This window comes from Pseudomonas fragi, from assembly GCF_900105835.1.
In the GTDB taxonomy this organism is placed as follows: Bacteria; Pseudomonadota; Gammaproteobacteria; order Pseudomonadales; family Pseudomonadaceae; genus Aquipseudomonas; species Aquipseudomonas fragi.
The window spans coordinates 2,161,411-2,178,564 of sequence record NZ_LT629783.1 but is presented as its reverse complement, the minus strand read 5'-3'; the positions used below and the strand labels follow the sequence as shown (position 1 = coordinate 2,178,564).

Annotated in this window: 15 protein-coding genes; 10 read left to right on the top strand and 5 right to left on the bottom strand. The window is 61.0% G+C overall.

Features of this window, described 5'->3' with window-relative positions:
• The first annotated feature begins 29 nt into the window (after positions 1-29).
• The 3 genes from BLU25_RS09950 to BLU25_RS09940 all read left to right on the top strand — a co-directional run bounded on the left by BLU25_RS09950 (position 30) and on the right by BLU25_RS09940 (position 4,230).
• Entirely contained in the window at positions 30-584 is a 555-nt protein-coding gene (locus tag BLU25_RS09950) for an RNA polymerase sigma factor (RefSeq protein WP_016781848.1), read from the top strand.
• Positions 581-1,567 carry a FecR family protein gene (locus tag BLU25_RS09945; RefSeq protein ID WP_016781849.1) on the top strand — a complete coding sequence of 329 codons (987 nt, stop codon included), beginning with the start codon at positions 581-583 and terminating at the stop codon, positions 1,565-1,567. Before BLU25_RS09950 ends, BLU25_RS09945 begins: the two co-directional genes overlap by 4 nt.
• 245 nt (positions 1,568-1,812) lie before the next feature.
• The gene (locus BLU25_RS09940; RefSeq protein WP_029611540.1) at positions 1,813-4,230 is read left to right on the top strand and encodes a TonB-dependent siderophore receptor; all 2,418 of its coding nucleotides are present in this window, start codon (positions 1,813-1,815) and stop codon (positions 4,228-4,230) included.
• A gap of 156 nt (positions 4,231-4,386) precedes the next feature.
• Here BLU25_RS09940 and BLU25_RS09935 read toward each other — a convergent pair whose 3' ends face one another.
• On the bottom strand, positions 4,387-5,259 hold the full coding sequence (locus BLU25_RS09935; protein ID WP_016781851.1) for a helix-turn-helix domain-containing protein: 873 nt from the start codon (positions 5,257-5,259) through the stop codon (positions 4,387-4,389).
• A gap of 118 nt (positions 5,260-5,377) precedes the next feature.
• Between BLU25_RS09935 and BLU25_RS09930 the strand changes: the two genes are divergently transcribed.
• Positions 5,378-6,274, top strand: coding sequence for a DMT family transporter (locus tag BLU25_RS09930; protein WP_029611541.1), 897 nt, complete (start codon positions 5,378-5,380; stop codon positions 6,272-6,274).
• 112 nt (positions 6,275-6,386) lie between these two features.
• On the opposite strand, the gene BLU25_RS09925 is transcribed toward BLU25_RS09930, so the two are convergent.
• Complete coding sequence (locus BLU25_RS09925; RefSeq protein ID WP_083369623.1) at positions 6,387-7,376, bottom strand: 2-hydroxyacid dehydrogenase; 990 nt, start codon at positions 7,374-7,376, stop codon at positions 6,387-6,389.
• A 213-nt stretch (positions 7,377-7,589) separates the two neighbouring features.
• On the opposite strand from BLU25_RS09925, the gene BLU25_RS09920 reads away from it, so the two are divergent.
• Positions 7,590-8,336: a 3-oxoacyl-ACP reductase family protein gene (locus tag BLU25_RS09920; protein WP_016781855.1), complete on the top strand. Its 747-nt coding sequence runs from the start codon at positions 7,590-7,592 to the stop codon at positions 8,334-8,336.
• 95 nt (positions 8,337-8,431) lie between these two features.
• Here the strand turns inward: BLU25_RS09920 and BLU25_RS09915 are convergent, their stop codons facing one another.
• Positions 8,432-9,364, bottom strand: a complete 933-nt coding sequence (locus BLU25_RS09915) for a LysR family transcriptional regulator (RefSeq protein WP_016781856.1) — start codon at positions 9,362-9,364, stop codon at positions 8,432-8,434.
• A 222-nt stretch (positions 9,365-9,586) separates the two neighbouring features.
• On the opposite strand from BLU25_RS09915, the gene BLU25_RS09910 reads away from it, so the two are divergent.
• The 4 genes from BLU25_RS09910 to BLU25_RS09895 are packed head-to-tail and all read left to right on the top strand — an operon-like array spanning position 9,587 to position 14,380.
• Entirely contained in the window at positions 9,587-11,098 is a 1,512-nt protein-coding gene (locus tag BLU25_RS09910) for an efflux transporter outer membrane subunit (RefSeq protein ID WP_016781857.1), read from the top strand.
• Between the two features lie 31 nt (positions 11,099-11,129).
• Positions 11,130-13,316, top strand: a complete 2,187-nt coding sequence (locus tag BLU25_RS09905; protein ID WP_016781858.1) for an FUSC family protein — start codon at positions 11,130-11,132, stop codon at positions 13,314-13,316.
• Positions 13,306-13,506 (top strand): DUF1656 domain-containing protein, encoded by a 201-nt coding sequence (locus tag BLU25_RS09900; protein ID WP_016781859.1) that lies wholly within the window; start codon positions 13,306-13,308, stop codon positions 13,504-13,506. The genes BLU25_RS09905 and BLU25_RS09900 overlap by 11 nt, the downstream gene beginning before the upstream one ends.
• Before the next feature lie 10 nt (positions 13,507-13,516).
• Positions 13,517-14,380: an efflux RND transporter periplasmic adaptor subunit gene (locus BLU25_RS09895; RefSeq protein WP_016781860.1), complete on the top strand. Its 864-nt coding sequence runs from the start codon at positions 13,517-13,519 to the stop codon at positions 14,378-14,380.
• Positions 14,381-14,489: 109 nt separating this feature from the next.
• On the opposite strand, the gene BLU25_RS09890 is transcribed toward BLU25_RS09895, so the two are convergent.
• Together BLU25_RS09890 and BLU25_RS09885 are read right to left on the bottom strand one after the other, a co-directional pair.
• Entirely contained in the window at positions 14,490-14,885 is a 396-nt protein-coding gene (locus BLU25_RS09890; RefSeq protein ID WP_016781861.1) for a hypothetical protein, read from the bottom strand.
• Positions 14,886-14,898: 13 nt separating this feature from the next.
• On the bottom strand, positions 14,899-16,122 hold the full coding sequence (locus BLU25_RS09885; RefSeq protein ID WP_016781862.1) for an MFS transporter: 1,224 nt from the start codon (positions 16,120-16,122) through the stop codon (positions 14,899-14,901).
• 109 nt (positions 16,123-16,231) lie between these two features.
• On the opposite strand from BLU25_RS09885, the gene BLU25_RS09880 reads away from it, so the two are divergent.
• The gene (locus BLU25_RS09880; protein ID WP_016781863.1) at positions 16,232-17,116 is read left to right on the top strand and encodes a LysR family transcriptional regulator; all 885 of its coding nucleotides are present in this window, start codon (positions 16,232-16,234) and stop codon (positions 17,114-17,116) included.
• Positions 17,117-17,154: the final 38 nt, after the last annotated feature.

The following is a 17,154-nucleotide window of genomic DNA, read 5'->3' as shown; positions in this document are numbered from 1 at the left end:
CTTTCCTTTTGACCTGCGCATCGATCTCCATGACCCCACCCGAACTCAAGGATGGCCCCCACAGTGAACCGCGCCAGGGACGAGCGCATTTTCTGCAGGTGTTTTTGACCCAGCGTGCGCAAATGGAAGCGTTGGTGAGCCGCCGCGTGGGTTGCCGGGCCACGGCTGCCGATCTGGTGCAGGATCTGTTCCTGCGTTTTTGGCGGCGGCCACTGGTGCAGGTTGAAGAGCTGAGCACCTATCTGCTGCGTTGTGCGGGCAACATTGCCATTGACCATTTGCGCAGCGAAGGCACGCGCGAGCGGGTCAGCCATCACTGGCAACCCGAACCCGACGCCAACAGCTGTGAGCCCCAGGCCGCCCTAGAAGCCGGTAATGACTTGCGCCAGGTCGAGGCGGCCCTGCGCAGCCTGCCCGAGCGCACGCGGCATATTTTTTTGCTCAACCGCATTCACGGTCGCACCTATGCCGAGATCGCCAAGGTCATGGGTGTGTCCCAAAGTGCCGTCGAAAAACATATGATGCGCGCCCTGGAGGCCTGCAAGGCCAGCCTGCGAGAGCCGTCATCAGGGACCGCGTTGTGATCAGTCGTTCAAGAGTTGCCGTTACTGCCGAGCAAGAGCGCGCCGCACTGGCATGGCTCAGTGTGCTGCACGATCAGCCGGACAGCGGCGATCAGGCCACTTTCAGTCGCTGGCTGCTGGCTGACCCGGCCCACGCCGAGGCCTATGCCCAGGCCCAGGTAGTGTGGGAGTTGAGCGAGGTAGCCGGTGCCACCCTGGCCGACGAAGAGTCGCTGGCCATGCAGCGTTACCTGTCGGCAATGGACAAGTCCCGGCGCGGCCGCCTGCGGCATTGGTCTGGCGGGTTGGCGGTTGCCGCGTGTTTGCTGCTGATGGTCGGTGTGTTTGCCGGTTGGCAGCCGGCGCGCTGGGTGGACGATCTGGGCGCGGACTATGTGAGTGCGCCGGGGCAAGTTCGCACTGTGGTGCTGGCCGATCAATCGCAGGTCACGCTGGATGCCGACAGCGCCATTGCGGTGAACTTCAGTGGCGGCGAGCGCCATGTGCAGTTGCGCCGCGGCGTGGCCTTTTTTCACGTCACCCACACCGGCGAGCCCTTTGTAGTGGATGCCGACGGGGGTGAAGCACGGGTACTGGGCACCGAGTTTGAAGTACGCCTGCAACCGGGAGGCGCGCAAGTCACGGTGTTGTCCGGGCGGGTAGGGGTCAAGGCCGGCAAGAATGCAGCGCAGCAGATCCTTACAGCCGATCAACAAATAGCCTACGACGCAGGTGTGACCGATACGGTGCATCACGTTGACAGCCAGGCCCGCCTGGGCTGGCGCTCGGGCTGGCTGAGCTATTACAAAACCCCGCTGGTTGATGTTGTCGCCGATCTCAAACGTTATTACCCGGGCCAGATTGTGCTGCTCAACAGTGAGTTGGGAGCCAGGAAGATCAGCGGCAGTTTCCCTAGCCAGGACCCGCAGGCGGTGCTCAATTCATTGCAGGGCGTGCTCGGGTTTGAACAACACAACGTGCTCGGGCTGATTGTGTTGCGTTGACGCGCCCTCCACATATCCCTGTGGGAGCGGGCTTGCTCGCGATTGAATCAACTCGGTCTAACTGGAAAACCGTATCGATGCTATCGCGAGCAAGCCCGCTCCCACCGTTTTCCCGCAGGCGGCCTGTGGTGGCATCCCGGATTTTTTTTCATTGCGTGGTGAGGTAAACCCCGGCCCCATCCGTGTAGTGCTTGAAAATGCGAAAAATTCGTATTCCGTATCAGGTCAACACACAGGTCATGAGCATGAAGTCCAGGGCAAGTTCGGTGAAACAGTGGTTGGGAGCTTCTGCATTCGTGATGGCCGGGCTGGCGCTCAACCCGCTTTACACGGCAATGGCTGCTGAGTCGCCGCAACAGCAGGTTGGTGCATTGTTTGATTTCAACCAGCCGGCCAAACCGCTGCCCCAGGCGCTCAATGACTTTTCCCGGCTGACCGGCCTGAGCGTGGTCTACACCGACGAAGCCCCCTTTGGCCTGCAAGCGCCGGCGCTCAAGGGGCGCATGAGCGCTGACCAGGCCTTGCAGCAGTTGCTCGCGCAGTCGGGCTTCAACGTGCGCCGCACCGACGCCAACACCTTTGCCCTCGAACCACAGCCCACGGCAGGCGCCCTGAACCTGGGGGCCACCAGCATTACCTCGCTGGCCTCAACCGACACCAGCTACCAGCCGCCCGCCACCGCCTCAGTGATGCGCGGCACGGGCTCGTCCATGGAAGTGCCGCAAACCATCAACGTGGTCGCCGCCCAGGTGATCCGCGACCAGGCGCCGCGCAATCTGGATGATGCGCTGAACAACATCAGCGGCATCACCCAGGGCAACACCCTGGGCAGCACCCAGGATTCGGTGATGAAGCGCGGCTTTGGCGACAACCGCGACGGCTCGATCATGCGCGACGGCATGCCGCTGGTGCAGGGCCGGGCCATGAACGCTGCCACCGAGCGGGTCGAGGTGCTCAAGGGCCCGGCCTCGTTGCTCTACGGCATTCAGGACCCGGGCGGTGTCGTCAACGTGGTCAGCAAAAAGCCGCAGCTGGAGCAGTACAACGCGGTGACCGTGCGCGGTTCAACCTACGGCGCCGGCAAAAACGGCGGCGGTGGCAGCCTCGACAGCACCGGGCCGCTGGGTGATTCGGGGCTGGCCTACCGGATGATCATCGACCATGAAGACGAAGATTACTGGCGCAATTTTGGTGTGCATCGCGAAACCCTGATCGCGCCGTCGCTGGCCTGGTATGGCGACAACATCCAGGTGCTGCTGGCCTATGAGCATCGCGAATTTCTGACCCCGTTCGACCGTGGCACGGCCATCAATCCGGCGACCAACCATCCGCTGGACATTCCGGCCACCCGCCGCCTGGACGAGCCGTTCAACAATATGGAAGGGCGCTCGGACCTGTACCGCCTTGAAGTCGATCACGACCTCAACGACGACTGGAAAGCCCATTTCGGCTACAGCTGGAACCGCGAAACCTACGACGCAAGCCAGGTTCGCGTCACCAAGGTCAACTCCGACGGCACCCTGACGCGCAAAATGGACGGCACCAAGGGCGCCATCACCACCGACCGCTTCAGCACCGTTAGCTTGCAGGGCAAGGTTCAGGCTGCTGGCATGCAGCATGACCTGGTGTTTGGCGTGGACGACGAATACCGCAAGATCTACCGTGCCGAGCTGATCCGCCAGGACAGCCAGTCCACCTTCAACTACGAAAACCCGGTGTACGGCAATGAAGTCGCCGGTACCACGGTGAGCGCCAGCGACAGCAACCAGACCGATCTGCTGCGCAGCGACTCGCTGTTCGCCCAGGACTCGATCCATCTCACCGACCAATGGGTTCTGGTGGCGGGTGCGCGCTTTCAGAAGTACGACCAACTGGCGGGCAAAAGCATTCCGTTCAAGGCCAGCACCGATACCAACGGGGTGAAATGGATCCCGCGGGCCGGGCTGGTGTACCGCTACACCGATGAACTGTCGTTCTACGGCAGCTATACCGAATCGTTCAAGCCCAACTCCTCGATCGCTCCGCTGACGGGCGGCGTGGTACTGGACTCCTCCATCGCGCCGGAGCAGTCGAAATCCTGGGAACTGGGGGCCAAGCTGGATATCCCGGGTCGCATCACCGGCACTCTGGCCTTGTACGACATCAAAAAGCGCAATGTGCTGGTGTCCTCCACGGTGGACGATGTCACTGCCTACTCGGCAGCGGGTGAAGTGCGTTCCCGGGGCCTGGAACTGGACGTCAGCGGTCAGTTGACCGACCAGTGGAGCCTGATCGGCAGCTACGCCTACACCGATGCCGAAGTGACCAAAGACACCACCTACCAGGGTATGCGCCTGCAGAACGTGGCCAAGAACAGCGGCTCGCTGTCGGCGGTGTACGACTTTGGCAACATCGTGGGCGGTGACAAGCTGCGCGTTGGCGCGGGCGCGCGCTATGTAGGCGAACGGGCGGGGGATGCCCTGAACGACTTCGACCTGCCGGGCTACACCGTGGCCGATGCCTTTGCCACCTACGACACAAAAATCGAAGGGCAAAAGGTCAAGTTTCAGGTCAACGTCAAAAACCTCTTCGACCGCACTTACTACACCTCGGCGGCCAGCCGCACGTTCGTCTCCATCGGCGATGCACGACAGTTCACGCTCTCCAGCACTTTGGAGTTCTAAGGCCGCTCCCACAATGAACCAGCACGCCGCAGTTAATGTGGCACAGCTATACCTGTGGGAGCTGGCTTGCCTGCGATGCAGGCGACGCGGTCTGTTCAGGTAAAGAGCGTCGATACCATCGCGAGCAAGCCCGCTCCCACAAAGAAGGTTGTGGGGTTACCTGAACACCGTCCGGTATGCCCCCGGCGTGCCGCCCATGTTCTGTTTGAAGCGGTTAGCGAAGTGGCTGGCGCTGGCGAAGCCGCAGGCCAGTGCCACGTCACCCAGCGCCAGTGCACTGTTGCGCAGCAGGTCGCGGGCGCGGGCCAGGCGGCGGGCCAGCAGGTATTGGTGGGGCGGTACGCCAAAGCTTTCGCGGAACATGCGCGCAAAGTGGTAAGGCGACAGCGCGCATTGCGCGGCCAGTTGGCCGATGTTCAGTGGTTCGGCCAGCCGGTGTTCGATGTATTCAATCAACTGGCGCCGCTGGTACGCCGCCAGCCCGCCCTTGAGTTGCAGGCCGTCGCGCAGGCCGACCTGGGTCAGCACGGCATGATCGAGCAGGGCGCTGGCCAGGCTACTGGTAAGCAGGCGTTCACCGGGTTCGTCCCAGTTGGTCTGGATCAGTTGGTGAAAGCGGCGGGTTTGCTGTTCGTCATCCTGGAAGGTCAGCTCCCGTAGTTGCATCTCCCGGGGTTCGCGGTCGAGCAGGGCGATGCAGCCCAGAGCAAATTGCTCCTGGCTGACATACACATGGGCCAGGCGTATTTCGCCATTGATCACCCACGCCGATTGATGATCGGCCGGCAGCACGCAGAGCTTGCCCGGTGAGCCCTTGGCGCCCGGTTGCTCACGCCTGAAAGTACCGGTGCCGCCGGAGATATAGCACGACAAGGTGTGGTGCGTCGGCGCTTCATATTCACGCGCATCGTGGTGGTTGGTCCACAAAGCAGCAGCCATGCCTTCACCCAGTTCGGCACTGTGCTCCAGACGGGCATTGGGCGAGCTGTTCATGGACTGGAAGACTTGCAGGGTATCGAATGCGGGCATGTTCGCATCCTACTCCGTCGCACTGCGGCTGCCAGCCCCGGGCCAACAAAAGCGCAAGAATCTGCAAGTGCGCGCACCGCCGCAGGCCCAGACTGAAAGCCATTGTCTGGAGTGCGCCATGAACCTGTTCTTGTATGTGATGACTGTCTTGATCTGGGGCACCACCTGGATTGCCCTGAAACTGCAATTGGGAGTGGTGGCGATTCCTGTGTCCATCGTTTACCGCTTCGGCCTGGCGGCGCTGGTGCTGTTTGCCGTGCTGTTGCTCAGCCGCAAGCTGCAGGTGATGAACCGGCGCGGACATCTGATTTGCCTGGCCCAGGGGTTGTGCCTGTTTTGCGTCAACTTTATGTGCTTTTTGACCGCCAGCCAGTGGGTCACCACGGGGCTGATCGCGGTGGTGTTTTCGACTGCCACGTTGTGGAACGCGCTGAATGCGCGGATTTTCTTCAAGCAGAAAATCGCCCGCAACGTGATTGCGGGTGGTGCGTTGGGGATGTTCGGGTTGGGCCTGTTGTTCTGGCCGGAATTGAGCGGGCATGCCGCCACGCCGCATATTGCCCTCGGGCTGGGGCTGGCGTTGATCGGCACCCTGTGTTTTTCGGCGGGCAACATGCTGTCGAGCCTGCAACAGAAAGCCGGGCTCAAGCCGCTGACCACCAACGCCTGGGGCATGCTTTATGGGGCTGGCATGCTGGCGGTGTACTGCGCACTCAGGGGTATCCCGTTCGATATGGAATGGAACACGCGCTATATCGGTTCGCTGCTGTACCTGGTGATACCGGGCTCGGTGATCGGTTTTACCGCGTACCTGACCCTGGTCGGGCGCATGGGGCCGGAACGCGCCGCTTACTGCACGGTGTTGTTCCCGCTGGTGGCGCTGAATGTGTCGGCCTTTGCCGAAGGCTACCAGTGGACCCCCCCGGCGCTGGCCGGGTTGGTGCTGGTGATGCTGGGTAATGTGCTGGTGTTTCGCAAACCCAAGCCGGTGGCATTGAGCGCCAAGCTGGCGTGAGTCTGTAACCCCCTGTGGGAGCGGGCTTGCTCGCGATGGCAGCGACGCGGTGTATCAGTCGCACCTCGGCGATCCAATCGCGAGCAAGCCCGCTCCCACAACAGACCTTGCGTCAGCCCTTGAACACCTGCGGGTTGACCAGGTCTTGCGGGCGTTCGCCGAGCAGGGCGCTGCGCAGGTTGGCCAGGGCGCGGTTGGCCATCGCTTCGCGGGTTTCGTGGGTGGCCGAGCCGATATGGGGCAGAGTCACGGCGTTTTTCAACGCGAAGAGTGGTGACTCGCTTAGCGGTTCCTTCTCGTAAACATCCAGGCCTGCGCCGCGAATGGTGCCGTTTTGCAGGGCTTCGATCAGTGCCGGTTCGTCGACCACCGGGCCACGGGAGATATTCACCAGAATGGCGCTCGGCTTCATCAGCTTGAGTTCGCGCTGGCTGATCAGATGCCGGGTTTTCTCGCTCAATGGCACCACCAGGCACACGAAATCAGCTTCGGCCAGCAACTGGTCGAGGCTGCGAAACTGCGCGCCCAATTCTTGCTCCAGTGCGGTCTTGCGGCTGTTGCCGCTGTACAGGATGGGCATGTTGAAACCCAGGCGACCACGACGGGCAACGGCTGCGCCGATATTACCCATGCCGACAATGCCCAGGGTCTTGCCGTACACATCGCTGCCAAACAGGGCCGGCGGCACGCTGGCTTGCCACTGGCCTGCCTTGGTCCAGGCATCCAGCTCGGCGACCCGACGTGCGCTGCTCATGATCAGGGTAAAACCCAGGTCGGCGGTGCTTTCAGTCAGCACGTCCGGGGTATTGGTGAGCATGATGCCGCGTTCGTTGAAGTAGTCGACATCGTAGTTGTCGTAACCCACCGAGACGCTGGACACCACTTCCAGCTGACGGGCATTTTCCAACTGCTTGCGCCCCAGTTTGCGGCCGACGCCGATCAGACCGTGGGCGTGGGGCAGTGCCTCTTCGAACTGGGCGTTGATATCGCCCAGCTTGGGGTTGGGCGCGATGACGTTGAAATCCTGTTGCAGGCGCTCGATCATCTCGGGGGTGACGCGGCTGAAGGCAAGTACGGTTTTCTTGGTGCTGGAAAGGCTCATCTGAACAAGACTCATCGGCTGTCGGGAATGTAAGCACGCTAACATTCATTGCCGAATATTGCAGCGTTCGGCTGCCGCTCGGGCTCTTCTGTGCCGGTTTTTCATAACGTTAAGGTTGCTGGGCTATAGCAACAAGGCGCTACCCGGCCGTGCAGGGGAGGTCGATACTCGTCGGCTTGCAAGGCATCCCGCCTCGCATCTTGGGAGTCATTTATGAGTACCAATAGCCTTCAGGGTAAAGTTGCGCTGGTTCAAGGCGGTTCGCGGGGGATCGGGGCAGCCATCGTCAAGCGGCTGGCCGCCGGGGGCGCGGCGGTTGCGTTCACCTACGTCAGTTCATCGGCCAAGGCCCAGGAGCTGCAGAACAGCCTGATTGCCAGCGGCAGCAAGGCCTTGGCCATACATGCGGACAGTGCCGATGCCCAGGCGATTCGTGCTGCGGTAGACAGCACCGTCAAAGCCTTTGGTCGCCTCGATATTCTGGTCAACAACGCGGGCGTGCTGGCGGTGGGGCCGCTGGAAGACTTCAGCCTGGAAGATTTCGACCGCACCCTGGCCATCAATGTGCGCAGTGTTTTTGTCGCAACCCAGGCGGCGGCCAGCTACATGACCGAAGGCGGGCGCATCATCAATATTGGCAGCACCAATGCCGAGCGCATGCCGTTCGCGGGTGGTGGGCCATATGCCATGAGCAAATCCGCACTGGTGGGTTTGACCAAAGGGCTGGCGCGGGACCTTGGGCCACGGGGCATTACCATCAACACCGTACAGCCGGGGCCGGTGGACACCGACATGAATCCGGCCACGGGTGATTTTGCCGAAAGCCTGATCCCGTTGATGGCCATTGGTCGTTATGGCAAGGCGGATGAAATTGCCAGTTTTGTGGCCTATCTTGCAGGCCCGGAGAGTGGCTACATCACCGGTGCGAGCCTGACTGCGGATGGCGGGTTCAGCGCCTGAAATTTTGCCGGTTGTCGCCAATGACCCTGTACCCGGTTATTCAAAAAACGAGTTCATGGCCATTGGCGTAGCCCGGTAGCGGCCAGATAGCGCAATCAGCTATAGGTGGCCAGCTCGGTCTGATGCGCCGCCAGAATTTCCGGCAACGAGCTTTTCAGGTACTCGACCCAGGTCTTGATCTTGGCATCCAGGTACTGGCGCGACGGGTAGATGGCGTACAGGTTCAATTCCTGGGAGCGGTACTTGGGCAGCATGCGCACCAGCGTGCCGTTGCGCAGGCCTTCGATGGCGGCGTACACCGGCAGCACGCCGACACCCATGCCGCTGGTGATCGCAGTTTTCATCGCGTCGGCCGAGTTGACCAGAAACGGCGAAGAATTGATCAGCACCATTTCCTGACCTTCCGGGCCTTCGAACACCCATTTGTCCAGGGCAATCACCGGGCTGACCAGGCGCAGGCAGGAATGGTTGAGCAGGTCACTGGGCTTGGTGGCGGTGCCGTTGGCTTTTACATAGGCAGGCGATGCACAAACGATGCTGTAGGTAATGCCCAGGCGCTGGGACACAAAACCCGAGTCCGGCAGTTCGCTGGCCAGCACGATGGACACGTCGTAGCCTTCGTTGAGCAGGTCCGGCACGCGGTTGGCCAGGGTCAGGTCGAAGGTCACATCCGGGTGGGCCTTGCGGTAGCGGGCAATGGCGTCGATCACGAAGTGCTGGCCGATGCCGGTCATGGTGTGCACTTTCAATTGTCCGGCGGGGCGCGAGTGGGCGTCGCTGGCCTCGGCTTCGGCTTCTTCGACATAGGCCAGGATTTGCTCGCAGCGCAGCAAATAGCGTTTGCCGGCTTCGGTCAGGGCAATGCGGCGAGTGGTGCGGTTCAGCAGGCGTGTTTGCAGGTGGGCCTCAAGGTTGGAGACCGCGCGCGAGACGTTGGCCGTGGTGGTGTCCAGCATGGCGGCAGCGGCCGTGAAACTTCCGGCTTCGGCCACACAACTGAAGGCGCGCATGTTTTGCAAAGTGTCCATGAAGTGCTCTCAAGGGGCGATATAGGGGACAGCAACCAATTACACAGCAACAAATTGTGACATGAAGTTTCAGGCTTTACAGGACGCTTTTCATTCGACCAACGGATTACCCCAAAAACGGTAATAAAGATTCACATTTATGCCCGCTTATCGTTGTGCCTGCCAAGTCATAGACTTCTCTATCTCAAGCCTCATCCTCCCTCCTTTCAGGAATTTGCAGCAGTGCAGCGTCGCATCAGCAGAGAGCTCAAAGCCCTCAGTGTTCTGGCTTTATCGTTAGCATTAAACGGCTGCATCGGTTTTGGTGGCATTGCGCCCAAGGGCAGCATGCTTCCCGCCAATGCCTTGGCCACCGACGAGGCGATTCAAAGCGCCGCGAAAGACGCAAACTGGCCCAAAGCCCAATGGTGGCACGCTTATGGCGACCCGCAACTGGATGAGTGGATCAGCCTTGCCGTACAGGGTAGCCCAACGATGGCAATGGCTGCAGCCCGTGTGCGTCAGGCCAGAGCCATGGCCGGGGTTGCCGAGTCGGCCGAGTCGCTGCAAATCAATGCTGATTCGACCCTCAAGCGCCATAAGTGGCCTTCGGACCAACTCTATGGCCCGGGGGCCCTGGACAGCGCTACCACTTTCGACAACGCCGCGGCCCTGGGCTTCAGCTTTAACCTCGATCTGTGGGGTCGCGAAAGCAATGCCAGCGAGCAGGCCGTGGACATGGCGCACATGAGTGCGGCCGAGGCCCGCCAGGCCCAGCTCGAACTGCAGAACAACGTAATTCGTGCCTACATCCAGCTGTCGTTGCATTACGCCCAGCTCGATATCGTCGAATCGACCCTGCACCAGCAAGAACAGATTCTCGATCTGGCGCAAAAGCGCCTGGACGGCGGTATCGGCACCCATTTTGAAGTCAGTCAGGCGCAAGCGCCGCTGCCCGAGATTCATCGACAGATCGATGCCCAGGAAGAAGAAATCGCCCTGACCTGCAACCAGTTGGCTGCGCTGGCCGGCAAAGGTCCGGGGGAGGGCGCACGCCTCAAGCGTCCGACCCTGGCGCTGGCCACTGCGCTGAAACTGCCGTCGAGCCTTCCTGCAGAACTGCTGGGACAGCGCCCTGACGTGGTCGCCAGTCGCTGGGAAGTGGCAGCGCAGGCCCGTGGTATCGATGTGGCACACGCCGGTTTCTACCCCAACGTCGACCTGACGGCCAGCCTGGGCTTTATCGCCACGGGTGGCGGCGCGCTGGAGTTTTTGACCTCCAAAAAGCTCACTTACAGCGTCGGCCCGGCGATCTCCCTGCCGATCTTCGATGGCGGTCGCCTGCGCTCGGAGCTGGGCGTGGCCTCTGGTGGCTATGACATGGCCGTGGCCAAGTACAACCAGACCCTGGTGACTGCGCTCAAGGGCATTTCCGATCAGTTGATCAAGCGCGAGTCGATGGAAAAACAGCAGGTCTTCGCCGCCGAATCGGTGCAGGCCGCGCAAAAAACCTATGACATCGCCGTGGTCGCCTTCCAGCGCGGCCTGACCGATTACCTCAACGTGCTCAATGCGCAAACCCTGCTCTTCAAACAGCAGCAGATCCAGCAACAGGTCCAGGCCGCCCGCCTGAGCGCCCACGCCGAGCTGGTAACGGCGCTGGGTGGTGGGCTTGGCGCTGGCAACGATGTGCCCAAGGACGACCGTTATGTGCCCGACAAACCGCCGGCCGTCATGGCGCTGTTCAACCACTAAACCCCCGATGGCTAATTTTGAGAGCCTGTAGATGAACCACTTGCCCGCCCCGGTACGCTGGCTGTATTCCCTGGAATGGCGCCGTGGCTTTTTTGACTGGGCACGCAGCGATGGCGTGACCTGGGTACATATTTTCAAGGTGCTGGTCGCCGCCTTTCTGACCCTGTGGCTGGCCATGCGTCTTGAGCTGCCGCAACCGCGCACGGCGATGATCACCGTGTTTATCGTGATGCAGCCGCAAAGCGGCCAGGTGTTCGCCAAAAGCTTTTACCGGTTTTTGGGCACCCTGACCGGCTCGGCGGTGATGGTGGCGCTGATCGCCCTGTTCGCGCAGAACACCGTGCTGTTTCTCGGTGCGATGGCGATCTGGGTGGGCATCTGCTCCGCCGGTGCAGCCCGCTGCCGCAACTTCCGTGCTTATGGTTTTGTGCTGGCCGGTTACACCGCTGCAATGGTCGGCCTGCCTGCCCTGGCCCACCCCGATGGTGCTTTTATGGCCGCGGTGTGGCGGGTGCTGGAGATCTCGCTGGGCATTCTCTGCTCCACCGTGGTCAGCGCTGCGATCCTGCCGAAAACCGCTGGCGCGGCGATGCATGACGCGCTGTACAAACGCTTTGGCGTATTTGCCGGTTTTGTTGCCGAAGGCCTGCGTGGCCAGTCCTCCCAGGAGGCCTATGAGGCCAGCAACGTGCGCTTTATCGGTGAAAGCGTGGGCCTGGAAGGCATGCGCAGCGTGACCGTATTTGAAGACCCGCATATGCGTCGTCGCAGCGGCCGCCTGAGTCGTTTGAACAGCGAATTCATGGCCATCACCACGCGCTTCAATGCCTTGCACCAGTTGCTTGCCCGTTTGCGCAGCCGTGGTGTGGTTGATGTGGTGTCGGCCATCGAGCCGGAGCTGGAAATACTCGCGCAGTTGCTCGACACCTATGCCGGTCGCTCGTTGACCGATAAAGACGCGGCCTTGCTCGCCGAGCAACTGGATGCCTTCAAGGCCAGCCTGCCGGGCCATGTGCGTGCGTTGCGGGTCAAGTTTCTGGAAAGCGAGCCCAGCCCGTCGGACTTCCTCGACTTCAACACCGCCTACGAGCTGCTGTTCCGCTTTGTTGACGACCTGCACAACTACGCGCTGACCCACGCCTCGCTGGCCGACCACACCCACGAACGGGAGCGTTGGGATCAACCGTTTATTTCCCAGACCAACTGGTGGTCGGCGGCCGCTTCCGGGATTCGGGCAGCGTTTATCCTGGCGGTGCTCGGCACCTACTGGGTGATGACCGCCTGGCCCAGCGGCGCGATGATGACCCTGATCGCTGCAGCCACTGTCGGTTTGTCGGCGGCCACGCCCAACCCCAAGCGCATGGCGTTCCAGATGGCCTGCGGCACATTCCTCGGTGCGTTGATCGGCTTTGTCGAAATGTTCTTCGTGCTGCCCCATATCGACGGTTTCCCGCTGTTGTGCCTGGTGCTGGCGCCGGTGATCGTGCTCGGTTCGTTCCTTACTTCGCGGGCCAACTACGCCGGTGTCGGCCTGGGCTTGCTGATCTTTTTCAGCACCGGCTCGGTCCCCGACAACCTGACCATCTACAACCCGTACCAGTTCATCAACGACTACATCGCTATGGTCATGGGCATGCTGGTGTGTGCCGCTGCCGGTGCGATTATCCTGCCGCCCAACAGCCGCTGGTTGTGGAGCCGTCTGGAGCAAGATCTGCGTGAGCAAGTGGTGTATGCCATCAGCGGCAAATTGCGCGGCCTGAGCTCCAGCCTGGAAAGCCGCACCCGCGACCTGATGCACCAGGCTTATGGCCTGGCGGCAGGCAAACCGCAGGTTCAACGCCAATTGCTGCGCTGGATGTTTGTGGTGCTGGAAGTCGGTCACGCCATTATCGAGCTGCGCAAGGAGCAGGCGATTTTGCCGGTGCACCCCGCGTACGCCGAAGCCCAGCCGTGGCGCCAGGCCATCCGGGTCATGGGCCGGGCGCTGGTGCGGCTGTTTATCGCCCCCAGCGAAAGCAACCTGGAGCGCGCGTTGATTGCCGTGGACCACGCCATCAGCCGCGTGCAGTCCACCGACGAACCCTTTGCCCGCAACTTCGACACCTCGGCGCTGGTCCGGGTGCAAAGCTACCTGCATTTTATCCGTACATCACTGCTTGACCCGCAATCGCCGCTGGCCGCTTATGCCCAGCCGCAAGGACTTGAACATGCCTCGTGAAATCGCCTTCCACGGCGTCTACATGCCCACCATGACCCTGATGTTCTTTATCGCGGCGGGGTTGGCATGGGGCTTTGACCGACTGTTTTCCGGCTACGACCTGTATCGCTTCTTCTGGCACCCGGCGCTGCTGCGCCTGAGCCTGTTTGCTTGTCTTTTTGGCGCCATGGCGCTCACTGTTTACCGTTGAGACCGATCCGATGAAAAAGTTCTTCAGCCTGCTTGCCACCTTGCTGGTTTTGGCCCTTGCGATATGGATCGGCCGAACCCTGTGGGAACATTACATGAACACCCCGTGGACCCGTGATGGACGGGTGCGGGCCGATATCATCAACGTGGCTGCCGACGTCAACGGCTATGTGGTCGGGGTGCCGGTCAAGGATAACCAGTTGGTGAAAAAGGGCGATGTGCTGCTGGAAATCGACCCTGAACACTACGAAATCATGGTCAAGCAAGCCCAGTCGCTGGTGGCTTCCCGCAAGGCGACCTGGGAAATGCGCAAGGTCAACGCCCATCGCCGGGCCGATATGGACAGCCTGGTGATCTCGCGCGAGAACCGTGACGACGCCAGCAACATTGCCGACTCGGCCCTGGCCGACTATCAGCACGCGCTGGCGCAACTGGACGCGGCGCAGCTTAATCTCAAGCGCACCAAAGTTCTGGCCACGGTCGATGGCTATGTGACCAACCTCAATGTGCATCGCGGCGACTATGCGCGGGTGGGCGATCCGAAAATGGCCGTGATCGACCAGGATTCGTTCTGGGTTTATGGCTTCTTTGAGGAAACCAAACTGCCGCATATCCGCGTGGGCGACAAAGCCGACCTGCAAATGATGAGCGGTGAAGTATTGAAGGGGCATGTGGAAAGCATCTCGCGGGGTATCTACGACCGCGATAACCCCGAAAGCCGTGAGCTGGTGGCTGACGTTAACCCGACGTTCAACTGGGTGCGTCTGGCCCAGCGGGTGCCGGTGCGCATTCACATTGACGAAATCCCCGATGGCTTCCTGCTGGCAGCGGGAACGACCTGTACGGTGATCGTGGATCAGGGCAAGGCCGAGTAAAGTTAATGTGGGAGCGGGCTTGCTCGCAATTGACTCAGCTCGGTCTTGCTGGAAAACCGTGTCGATGCGATCGCGAGCAAGCCCGCTCCCACAAGAGCGAGGCTGGGGTTCACGCCACGCAAAACGTCTCATGCAAATGACGCCACAGCACCTTGCCGCTGGCGTCTTTTTCAAACACCACGGTAGCGCGCCGATCAGTGCGGTTGCCGTTATGCTCTTCCTGTAGCTCGCGGTAGCTGACCACGGCACCGCCCGCATGCAGGGCAATGCCCTTGAACTCGCTGAGGGTGATGTTCAAGCCCGGGCGCGCACCGCGCAGTTGTTCAAACAGCGCTTCTACGCCATCGATATCCAGCACTGTGCCGCTGGGCGCAATCATCGAAAACTGCGGCGAAAAACGGCCCAGTAAAACGGGTAGTACGCCGGGTTCCAGGCCGGAAAACCAGCCTTCAATCTCGACGTGGGTTTCGTTTACCAGGTCGAAGTAGCTCTTGTAATCACTCATCACAATCTCCAGGTCAGGGTGCGAGCAAGGCCAGCACGCGGGATGTATCAAGGCGTAGAACGGGAACCAGCGGCACCAGCGTCAACGCACAACCGATGGCAAAGCATAGGGCAAAGGCGTGGGGCGTCGAGGTGATTGCGGTCAATGTGCCATACAGGGCCATCATCAGGGCCGGGCCGAGCAGAAAACTCAACTGCCGGTTGATGTTCCATAGCGCGCTGGCATGGCCCATATGCTCGGGCGTGATATCGATAAAGGCGGTGTTTTGCGCAGTGCTGCTGCACAGGCTGCCACCAAAGCCCATCAGCCCATACAGGGCAATTGGCAGCCATGTGTCTGGAGCATCGATCCGGGTCAGTAAACCGATGCCAAGGGCTTGGGCTGTCATGCCCAGTACCAGCAGCGGCTTTGGCCCCAGACGGTTGAATTGGTAACGGCTCAAACTGATGCCCAGTGCCGATGCCAGCGCCCAGGGCAGCATCAGCGCGCCCGTTTGCGCAGGGCTCAAGCCCAGTTGATGCAGATACAGAATGCTCACCAGCTGAGTGCCGATAAAAATTCCGGGAATAAACAGATAGGTCAGCATGGCGACGCGCAGCAGCGGGCTTTTGAGCAAACGCGCCATATTCAGGGCGCCCACCGCCACGCTTTGATAACTCAGCGCAGGGCGCGAAGCAGGGCGGGGGTGCGAGGCAAGCCAGCAAGCGGCCAGCAACAGGGCAAGCAGGGCCAGTGGCAGATTGGCGTAAAACAGCCAGCGCCACGACCCTGCCTGGACCACCCAACCGCCTACGGCTGGCGACAATGCGGGCACCAGCAGCGCGACCAGCAAGATCACCGAAGTCAGGCGTGCCCGTTCCCGCACGGGAAAGTGTCGATACACCAGGGCTTGCCCCACCGGAATCAACAAACCACCCGCCAGCCCCTGCAGCAGACGCCAGCCAATCAGGGCTTCAATGGTGGCCGACTGCGCTACGCACCATGACGCCACGCTGAACATCAGCAGCGAGGTCAGGATCAGGCGCTTTGCGCCAAACACGGCTGCCAGCCATACGCTGGGTAAAATGATCAGGGTCAGGCCGAGCATATAGGCATTGCCGACCCAGGCCAGCTGCGTAACCGAAGCCTGTAGCTCCTGGCTGATAGCGGGGTAGGCAATGGCGGCGGCGAACATGTTCACCAGATCCAGGGCAAAGCCCAGCAAATACACCAGTGCGATCTTGTTGCGATAGGCCATGATTGGCTCCCAGTCAGGAGAGCGCACAGTAAGCAGCTTTTGCCTGTGGAGGAACCGTCCACCGGCTGCTAGATTGTCAAAAATATTTTGACAATCTACGGGTTTATTCATGGTCAGCCTCGATCGATTCGACACCTTCAAGGCCGTGGTCGAAGCCGGTTCCCTTACCGCAGCGGCTGATTTACTGGGGCAAACCCGTGCCGTGGTCAGCTTCAATATCAAGCGCCTCGAGGCTGAGCTGGGCGTGACCCTGCTCACGCGTAACACCCGGCGGCTGGCGCTGACTGAAGCGGGGGAGCGTTTTTACGTGCATTGCCTGGGCATGCTGGAAGCGGCTCGCCTGGCGATTGACGAAGCGCGCAGCGAGCACACCGAGCTCAAGGGCACGTTACGCATCACTACCACGGTGGAATATGCGCTGGCCAAAGTGGTGCCGGCGCTGGAGCTGTTTCGCGCCTTGCACCCTGACCTGAATGTCCAGCTGTCGACCTCTTCGACCCACGCGGATCTGATCTCCGAGCGTTTTGACGTAGCCTTGAGGCTCGGACGGGTGCTCGACTCCAGCCATCGTGCCGTGCAGTTGAGTACCTTCGAGATTCTGCCGGTGGCCTCACCGGCGTTCGTTGCCCGTGTGGCGCCGATCAACAGCGTGCAAGCCCTTGAGCAAACATCGTGGCTGGAGCATGGGCGGGTGGGGGAATTGAGCATTACCGAGGTGTGTAGCGGTGTAAACAGGCCCTACCAGCCCAACCCTGCGCTGGCGCGGATCAAGGCGGACAACTCATCGGTCTTGCAGGCGTTTGCGCTGACGGGGCAGGGTGTGGCGATCTTGCCGGACTGGTTGATCGAGGATGACTTGCAGGCCGGGCGACTGGTGCGTCTGTTGCCCGAGTGGCAACTGACCCGCCAGGGGGTGTACGCGCTATACCCCGATACACGGCATTTGCCACTGAAGGTGCGGGTGTTTATCGATTTTATGAAAAGTCATGCCTGAGCAGACCTTGTGGGAGCGGGCTTGCTCGCGATGGCATC

Excerpts from the sequence above, each read along its gene's own strand:
- BLU25_RS09950 (WP_016781848.1), top strand. The coding sequence starts at position 30 with ATGACCCCACCCGAACTCAAGGATGGCCCCCACAGTGAACCGCGCCAG.
- BLU25_RS09940 (WP_029611540.1), top strand. The coding sequence starts at position 1,813 with ATGAAGTCCAGGGCAAGTTCGGTGAAACAGTGGTTGGGAGCTTCTGCA.
- BLU25_RS09935 (WP_016781851.1), bottom strand. The coding sequence starts at position 5,259 with ATGCCCGCATTCGATACCCTGCAAGTCTTCCAGTCCATGAACAGCTCG.
- BLU25_RS09930 (WP_029611541.1), top strand. The coding sequence starts at position 5,378 with ATGAACCTGTTCTTGTATGTGATGACTGTCTTGATCTGGGGCACCACC.
- BLU25_RS09925 (WP_083369623.1), bottom strand. The coding sequence starts at position 7,376 with ATGAGCCTTTCCAGCACCAAGAAAACCGTACTTGCCTTCAGCCGCGTC.
- BLU25_RS09920 (WP_016781855.1), top strand. The coding sequence starts at position 7,590 with ATGAGTACCAATAGCCTTCAGGGTAAAGTTGCGCTGGTTCAAGGCGGT.
- BLU25_RS09915 (WP_016781856.1), bottom strand. The coding sequence starts at position 9,364 with ATGGACACTTTGCAAAACATGCGCGCCTTCAGTTGTGTGGCCGAAGCC.
- BLU25_RS09905 (WP_016781858.1), top strand. The coding sequence starts at position 11,130 with ATGAACCACTTGCCCGCCCCGGTACGCTGGCTGTATTCCCTGGAATGG.
- BLU25_RS09900 (WP_016781859.1), top strand. The coding sequence starts at position 13,306 with ATGCCTCGTGAAATCGCCTTCCACGGCGTCTACATGCCCACCATGACC.
- BLU25_RS09895 (WP_016781860.1), top strand. The coding sequence starts at position 13,517 with ATGAAAAAGTTCTTCAGCCTGCTTGCCACCTTGCTGGTTTTGGCCCTT.
- BLU25_RS09890 (WP_016781861.1), bottom strand. The coding sequence starts at position 14,885 with ATGAGTGATTACAAGAGCTACTTCGACCTGGTAAACGAAACCCACGTC.
- BLU25_RS09885 (WP_016781862.1), bottom strand. The coding sequence starts at position 16,122 with ATGGCCTATCGCAACAAGATCGCACTGGTGTATTTGCTGGGCTTTGCC.
- BLU25_RS09880 (WP_016781863.1), top strand. The coding sequence starts at position 16,232 with ATGGTCAGCCTCGATCGATTCGACACCTTCAAGGCCGTGGTCGAAGCC.